7 protein-coding genes and 1 pseudogene are annotated in these 6,421 nt (G+C 72.5%); 5 read left to right on the forward strand and 3 right to left on the reverse strand.

What is annotated here, in order from left to right; genetic code table 11:
* Window positions 1-5: 5 nt before the first annotated feature.
* A complete protein-coding gene (locus AB0K14_RS33925) occupies window positions 6-593 on the forward strand; it encodes a hypothetical protein (protein WP_360465375.1) in 588 nt (195 codons plus the stop codon).
* Here AB0K14_RS33925 and AB0K14_RS33930 read toward each other — a convergent pair.
* Entirely contained in the window at window positions 577-1,899 is a 1,323-nt protein-coding gene (locus AB0K14_RS33930; RefSeq protein WP_360465373.1) for an amidohydrolase, read from the reverse strand. The two genes, AB0K14_RS33925 and AB0K14_RS33930, sit on opposite strands and share 17 nt — an antisense overlap.
* Before the next feature lie 275 nt (window positions 1,900-2,174).
* Here AB0K14_RS33930 and AB0K14_RS33935 point away from each other — a divergent pair, with 275 nt between their 5' ends.
* Together AB0K14_RS33935 and AB0K14_RS33940 are read left to right on the forward strand one after the other, a co-directional pair.
* Complete coding sequence (locus AB0K14_RS33935) at window positions 2,175-2,672, forward strand: SigE family RNA polymerase sigma factor (RefSeq protein ID WP_360465370.1); 498 nt, start codon at window positions 2,175-2,177, stop codon at window positions 2,670-2,672.
* On the forward strand, window positions 2,669-3,466 hold the full coding sequence (locus AB0K14_RS33940; RefSeq protein WP_360465367.1) for a hypothetical protein: 798 nt from the start codon (window positions 2,669-2,671) through the stop codon (window positions 3,464-3,466). The genes AB0K14_RS33935 and AB0K14_RS33940 overlap by 4 nt, the downstream gene beginning before the upstream one ends.
* Before the next feature lie 181 nt (window positions 3,467-3,647).
* Here AB0K14_RS33940 and AB0K14_RS33945 read toward each other — a convergent pair whose 3' ends face one another.
* Both AB0K14_RS33945 and AB0K14_RS33950 read right to left on the reverse strand, forming a co-directional pair.
* The gene (locus AB0K14_RS33945) at window positions 3,648-4,796 is read right to left on the reverse strand and encodes a PHB depolymerase family esterase (RefSeq protein ID WP_360465364.1); all 1,149 of its coding nucleotides are present in this window, start codon (window positions 4,794-4,796) and stop codon (window positions 3,648-3,650) included.
* Window positions 4,797-5,007: 211 nt separating this feature from the next.
* Window positions 5,008-5,232, reverse strand: coding sequence for a hypothetical protein (locus tag AB0K14_RS33950; RefSeq protein WP_360465361.1), 225 nt, complete (start codon window positions 5,230-5,232; stop codon window positions 5,008-5,010).
* 110 nt (window positions 5,233-5,342) lie between these two features.
* On the opposite strand from AB0K14_RS33950, the gene AB0K14_RS33955 reads away from it, so the two are divergent.
* Window positions 5,343-5,954 carry a TetR/AcrR family transcriptional regulator gene (locus AB0K14_RS33955; RefSeq protein ID WP_360465358.1) on the forward strand — a complete coding sequence of 204 codons (612 nt, stop codon included), beginning with the start codon at window positions 5,343-5,345 and terminating at the stop codon, window positions 5,952-5,954.
* Window positions 5,955-6,166: 212 nt separating this feature from the next.
* Window positions 6,167-6,421, forward strand: a pseudogene (locus AB0K14_RS33960) (hypothetical protein); the annotation flags it as partial.

Here is a 6,421-nt window from a genome sequence, read left to right on the forward strand (position 1 = left end):
GTTCGATGCTCGAACGCGTGACGCGCCGGTGGTCTCCGTGGTGGACCGTGATCGCGGCGGCCGTGCCGGTGGTGCTCACGCTGTGGTCGCACACGCCGCCCGGCGGCTACTTCACCACGTCCGTCGTCGCGCTCCTGTGCTGGGTCGCGGTGGGTTCCGTGTGGTTGTTCACGGGCGTGGCCGCGGTGGTGGTGCTGCCACCCCCGCGGCCGCGCCACCTGGCCCGGTTGTGGCCGTACCTGTTGGTGCCCGCGTTGATGGTGACGACGGAGGTGGTGGTCGACACCGGCGTGGTACCGCGCGCCGCGTTCGCCGCACACCGGTCCGCGCTCGAAGCCCTGGTCGCGGAGGTGGGTGCGGCACCGGACCGGTCGGTGCGGGACCGCCGGGTCGGGTTGTTCACGGTCTCGTGGGCGAACGTCGACGGGTCCACCGGGTGCACGGTGCTCAAGGTCGCCGACGCGGGCTTCCTCGACGCGACGGGATACGCCCACTGCCCGGACCGGGCACCGGTGGACGTCGTCGCCGGCGGCGAGGGTTACACGTTCGAACCGATCGACGGCCCCTGGTACGGGTTCACGGCGCGCTGGTGAGGGACGGGGCGGGCGACGTCAGCGCGCCGAGCGCCACCTGCGCCATCGTGCGCACCCCCACCGCCAGCGCGCGTTCGTCGACGTGGAACGTCGGCTGGTGCAGGTCGCCCTGGGGTCCCTCGCCCGACCAGACGCCCAGGCGCGCGTACGAGCCGGGGACGTGCCGCAGGTACCAGCCGAAGTCCTCGCCACCGGTGGACTGGGTGGTCGACGTGACGGCTTGCGGCCCGAGGGCGGTGGTGATCGCGGTCTGGAGCACGGCGGTGCTGTCCGGGTCGTTGTCGACCACCGGCACCGCGGGGACGTGGTCGAGTTCGAACCGCACGCCCGTCGGTCGCAGCAACGAGCCGACGATCTCCTCGACCAGCGCGGGCAACTGGCCGTTGACCACCGGGTCGCCGGTGCGCAGGGTGCCGCGCAGGAGGCCTTCGCGGGGCGTGCCGCACGGCGTTTCCGGCGCGTCCATCAGGCCCCACGCCAGCACCGTCCCGGAGCGGGGGTCGACGCGGCGGGCCAGCATCGCGGGCAGCCCGGTCGCCACCACGCCGAGCGCGTGCACCACGTCGGCGCTGAGCTCGTTGCGCCTGCCCGGACCGCACCCCGTCACGCGCAGTTCGAGCATGTCGCACGCCGACGTGACGGGTCCGACCCTGGTCCCGACCCGGCCGACGAGCACCTTCGGGTCGCAGTGCAGGCCGTAGACACGCTCCACGCCCTCGACCCCGCCCGCCTCGATCACGTCGTGCGCGCCGCCCGGCTCCTCCTCCGCGGGCTGGAACAGCAGCCGCACCCGGCCCGGCAGGTCCGGCGCGGAGGCCAGCGCCGCGGCCGCGCCGAGCAGGATCGCGGTGTGCACGTCGTGGCCGCACGCGTGGGAGACGCCCGGCACGCGGGACGCGAACGACTCGCCGGTGCCCTCGGCCACGGCCAGCGCGTCGATGTCGGCGCGCAGGGCCACCCCGCGCGGCCCGCTGCCCACCTCGCAGATCACACCCGTCCCGGAGGGCAGCACGCGTGGTCGCAGGCCGAGCGACTCCAGGATCTCCACGATCATCGCCGTGGTGCGGAACTCCCGGCGCATCGGCTCGGGGTTCGCGTGCAGGGTGCGCCGCCACGACATCACCAGCGTGAGGTTCGCGGCCAGCCACTCGTCGAGCCACCGCGGCCCGCGACCGGCGCCGAGGTCGGCCACCGGCACCAGGTCCTCGGCGGCCGAGCCGAGCGGGACGTCGGTGACCACCCCCGAGCCGGTGACCACCGCCGAGCCGGTCGACGGCGGCAGCAGGTTGCTCGCGACAAAGGTCATGGTGGCTCGCCGTTCGTGCCAGGGCGTCAGGCCGCCTCGGGGTGCGACACGTCGCACGTGTGCGGGCCCATAATCACCCACCGTACGTGCAAGATCCACTGCGGGGAGTGGTTATCGCCCGTTCGGCGGACGCACCGCCGGCCGCGCGGGGATGCTCGCCGGACGTGCCGGGGAGGGTCCGCCGGCGACTTTTTCCCGGCGGCGTGCAACAGATCGGCCGGGTTCCCCGTTGAGGGGCGTGATCACAAGCCAAGTGGCCGATCGGGAGAGAGCCGATGGAGTTCGGTGAGTACGTGGTCGGGCAGCGACCGGCGCTGATGCGGTTCGCCACGGTGCTGACCTGCCGGACCTGGCTGGCCGAGGACATCGTCAGCGACGTGCTCGGCCGTGCCTTCGAGCGGTGGGACCGGATCTCGGTGATGGCCGAGCCGCACGCCTACGTGCGGCGGATGGTCGTCAACGAGTACCTGTCCTGGCGACGGCGGCTGGCCCGCACGTCGCCACGGGCCGACGTCGAGCCGGACGTGGCGCGGATCGGCGACGGCGCCGACGAACGGGCGAGCCGGGACGCGATGATCCGCCGCCTGGCACGCCTGCCCCGGCGGCAGCGCGCGGCGGTCGTCCTGCGCTACTACGCCGGGCTGCCAGACGCCGAGATCGCCGTCGAGCTGGGTTGCCGGGTGACGACGGTGCGCAGCCAGATCTCCCGTGCGCTCGCGACCCTCCGCGTCGACCTGACCGCGAACCCCCACAGCTACCAGGAGACGAGATGACCGACCTGCGCACGCTCCACGACGCGTTCGACGAGTTGGAACGGCGCGCGGACGCGGCCACCGCCGGCCTGCCGCCGGGCATCGCGCCGGGCACGCGTGCCGACGCGTCCCGGTCGCGCACCCGACTCGTGCCGATCGCCCTCGCGGCGGCCGTGGTGGCCGGTGTGGCGACCGGCGCGGTGCTGCTCGTGCCCGACGACGGCCCCGTGACGCGGACCGCGCAGCCCGGCGCCTCCTCGACCGCGCCGCCAGTCACCACCACGTCCACGCCGCCGCCTCCCGCCCACGAGAGCCCCGAGGTGCTGGCGGAGCGGTTCCGGGCCGTGCTGGGCGACCTGGCGACGTTCGTCGTGACCGAGAGCGGCCCCGGCGCGTCGGTGATGACCCTGCCCGCGGGACCGCCCACCGGTGCGCCGACCGACCTCGGGCCCAAGCCGGGCAAGCGGGTCGGCGCGGCGATCGTCGGCACGCTCACCGCGACCGGTGTGACCGGCGGGTTCGACCTGCTGATGTACCCGGGCAGGGTCGGCGACAAGGCCCAGTGCAACCTGCCCGAGGAGCCCGGCTGCACCGTGCGCGACCTGCCCGACGGCTCGTCCCTGGCCACGAGCCAGGTCGCGCTGGAGGGCTCGGGCGTGACCAACGAGGTCAAGCTCATCCGCCCCGACGGCCTGGTGTTCGGCATGCACGTGAGCAACCGGCAGTCGCCGAAGGGCAGCGGCGCCCTGCTCGCCGACCGGCCGCCGCTGACCGTCGAGCAGCTGGTGCAGATCGCCACCTCCGACCGCTGGTGACGGCCGCGACGACGCTCCGAGGGGGGCGTCGTCGCGATCCCCGCGGTGGTGGGATCGCGGCACGGGTCGGCCGCGATCCCGCCACCCCGATCAGGCCCTGAGCCGGTCGGCCCGCAGCACGCTCCGGTCGATCGGCCGCCCCGGGTGGGCGACACCGACGTCCCGACCGGGCAGGCGGAGGTCAGATCGCCGAGCAGTCGGCCTTGTCCGTCCACTCCGCACCGCACCGGTAGAGCGGGAAGGGCGTGTTGTAGCCGTAGCGCGCGCCCAGGGTGTTGTACTCGCCGACGTCGACCCGCTGGGCCACGTAGTGGTCCGTGGCGGTGCCGGTGACGGTCTCGGTGTAGGGCGGTCGAGGGGTCGTCGTGGTGGGGTTGCCGCCACTGGTCGTGGTCGGGGTGGTGCCGCCGTCGAGGCCCCAGAAGCGGGCCAGGTGGTAGGCGGTGCAGATGTCGACGTCGAGCATGTACGCGGCCGTGGCGCCGCACTGGGTGGTCCCGGTGCCGGGGTCGACGGGTTGGCCGTGGTTCATGCCGGTGATCGAGTAGTGCTCGACCGTGCCGCCGTAGACCCGGTGCGGGTAACCGGCGACCGTGTCGCTCACGTCGGGGACCTGGTCGGTGCCGTTGACGTTGGTCCACTGCTCGACCAGTTCGGTGCCGTTGAGCGGCCGGACGGTGGTGTCGGCGGAACCGTGCCAGATGGACACCTTCGGCCGCGGACCGGAGTAGGAGTGCGCCGCGCGGACCTTGTCGCCCCACTGGGCGGGCGTGAGGTTGGTGCCGGGGTTCATGCAGCCGAACGCGGCGGCCACCGTGGTGGCGCACTGGTAGGGCAGCCCGGCGATCACACCGCCGCCGGAGAACACGTCCGGGTAGGTGGCGAGCATGACGGCGGCCATCGCACCACCCGCGGACAACCCGCTGACGTAGGCCGACGTACCGCCGTGGTCCGACTTGGCCTTGTCCACCATCTGCTTGATGGACAGGGCCTCGCCGGAACCGCGGTGGGTGTCGCCCGGTTCGAACCAGTTGAAGCAGGAGTTGGCGTTGTTCTGCGACTTCTGCTGCGGCACCACCACGGTGAACCGCCAGCGGTCGGCCAGCTGGAACCACCCGGTGCCCGGGCCGTACCCGGTGGCGTTCTGCGTGCAGCCGTGCAGGGCGACCACGACCGGGCGACCGGCGGGCAACCCGTCGGGCACGTAGCGGAACATCTGCAGGTTGCCCGGGTTCGACCCGAACCCGGTGACCTCCCGCAGGGTCGCCGCGGCGGCCGGGAGCGGCGAGGAGACCAGGTGGACCGCGGCGATCACCACCACGGCCAGCACGGCGACGAGTGTCGCGACGGGACCGCGAACGGTCCCGGCAGAGCGACGATCCGACATGGGCGCATCCTCCACGTTGAGTGATGGCGGTCACGTGCGATACGCCGACGCTAAAAGCCCGGGCGACCCTTCGTCGCTGGTGAACCGCCCCACTCTTCCCACCGCGCCCGTGTGTGGTGCCGCCACACCTCGTGGACCGGCACCCGTCCGGTCGTCAGCCGCCGATCGCCCCGACCCGCTTCGCCTTCCGGTTGCCCCACCCGGCCAGCACCGCCCCGACGACGACGCCCACCACGTAGCACGACAGCCACACCGCGAACCCGCCCGGCACCCACCCCAGCAGCCCCGACCGGTCGTGGTCGAGCAGCAGCCGGATGGCGCCCTGGGCCCCCAACACCAACAGGACCATGCCCACGACCTGAACCGCCACGTACTTCATGCCTGCCTACCCCCTCGATCGATTTTTGTGGTGCGATCGCACCATAACAGGTCTTGGTACGATCGCACCACAACGATGCGCTCGGCGTCGCGGCGCGAAGGGTGGTCGAGGTGCCCAGACAGGCGGACCACGACCTGCGACGCCGTCAGATCGCGGAGGCCGTGTGGCGGCTGGCCACCCGCGGCGGGCTGGAAGACGTGACGTTGCGGCAGGTCGCCACCGAGGCGGGGGTGTCCGCCCGCCTCCTCCAGTACTACTTCGGCACCCGCGACCAACTCCTGCTGGGGGCGTTGGAGATCCTGAACGCCCAGGCCGAGCAGCGCGCCCGGGAACGCCTGGCGATGCTCGGCGAGACGCCCGGCCTGCGCGCGATCGTGCGCGGCGTGCTGCTCGAACTGCTCCCCCTCGACGAGGAGCGGCGCAACCGGCACCTGGTCTACGCGGCGTACTTCGTGCGCTTCCTCGTCGAACCCGCGCTCGCAGCCGTAGCCCGCGACGCCCCGCGCGCGCTCGACCAGCTCGTCACGGACCTGATCTCCCACGCCCGGGAACTCGGCCAGGCGCGACCGGACCTCGACGCACCGACCGAGGCCGCGCTGCTGGTCGCCACCGCCGAAGGCCTCCAGTCGAGCGTCCTGCTCGGACAGCGGTCCGCCGAGCGAGCGGTGGCCCTGATCGACCACCAACTCGACCGCGTCTTCATCCGGTCGAGTGGCGCCTGACCCGCGTCCACCGCCCCAGGTTCCGATACTTTCGTAAGCCGCAGAAGTAGTGTGATCAGCCCTGCCTGCGGCTCTACCTGCACTCATGCGTCTCTATAGGTGAATCTCAATCCTTGACTCACGCGATCTTCCACCTTAGTTTTCGAAAGCGTCAAACAGCTGTATCGCAACTTTCGGTTCGGCTGCCCGCGGTTCGACCCTTGGAGGAAGTGATGTCCAGAACTGCTGTCACCGCTGCCGGCAGGCCGGTGGCACGAGAGGGGCGGCGACGCGTCGCGGCCCTGGCCGGTGCGGTCGGGTTGCTCGGCGCGTTGGCCGTCGTGCTGCCGAGCGTGGCCAGCGCCGGCACCACGTTGGGCGCGTCCGCCGCGGAGAGCGGGCGGTACTTCGGGACCGCGGTCGCCGCGAACAAGCTCGGCGATTCCACCTACGTCGGGATTCTCAACCGTGAGTTCGACATGGTCACG

Origin of the sequence: Actinosynnema sp. NPDC050801, from assembly GCF_040673975.1 — a bacterium.
Taxonomy (GTDB): Bacteria; Actinomycetota; Actinomycetes; order Mycobacteriales; family Pseudonocardiaceae; genus Actinosynnema.

Coding starts and splice junctions, on each gene's coding strand:
- AB0K14_RS33925 (WP_360465375.1), top strand. CDS start 6: ATGCTCGAACGCGTGACGCGCCGGTGGTCTCCGTGGTGGACCGTGATC.
- AB0K14_RS33930 (WP_360465373.1), bottom strand. CDS start 1,899: ATGACCTTTGTCGCGAGCAACCTGCTGCCGCCGTCGACCGGCTCGGCG.
- AB0K14_RS33935 (WP_360465370.1), top strand. CDS start 2,175: ATGGAGTTCGGTGAGTACGTGGTCGGGCAGCGACCGGCGCTGATGCGG.
- AB0K14_RS33940 (WP_360465367.1), top strand. CDS start 2,669: ATGACCGACCTGCGCACGCTCCACGACGCGTTCGACGAGTTGGAACGG.
- AB0K14_RS33950 (WP_360465361.1), bottom strand. CDS start 5,232: ATGAAGTACGTGGCGGTTCAGGTCGTGGGCATGGTCCTGTTGGTGTTG.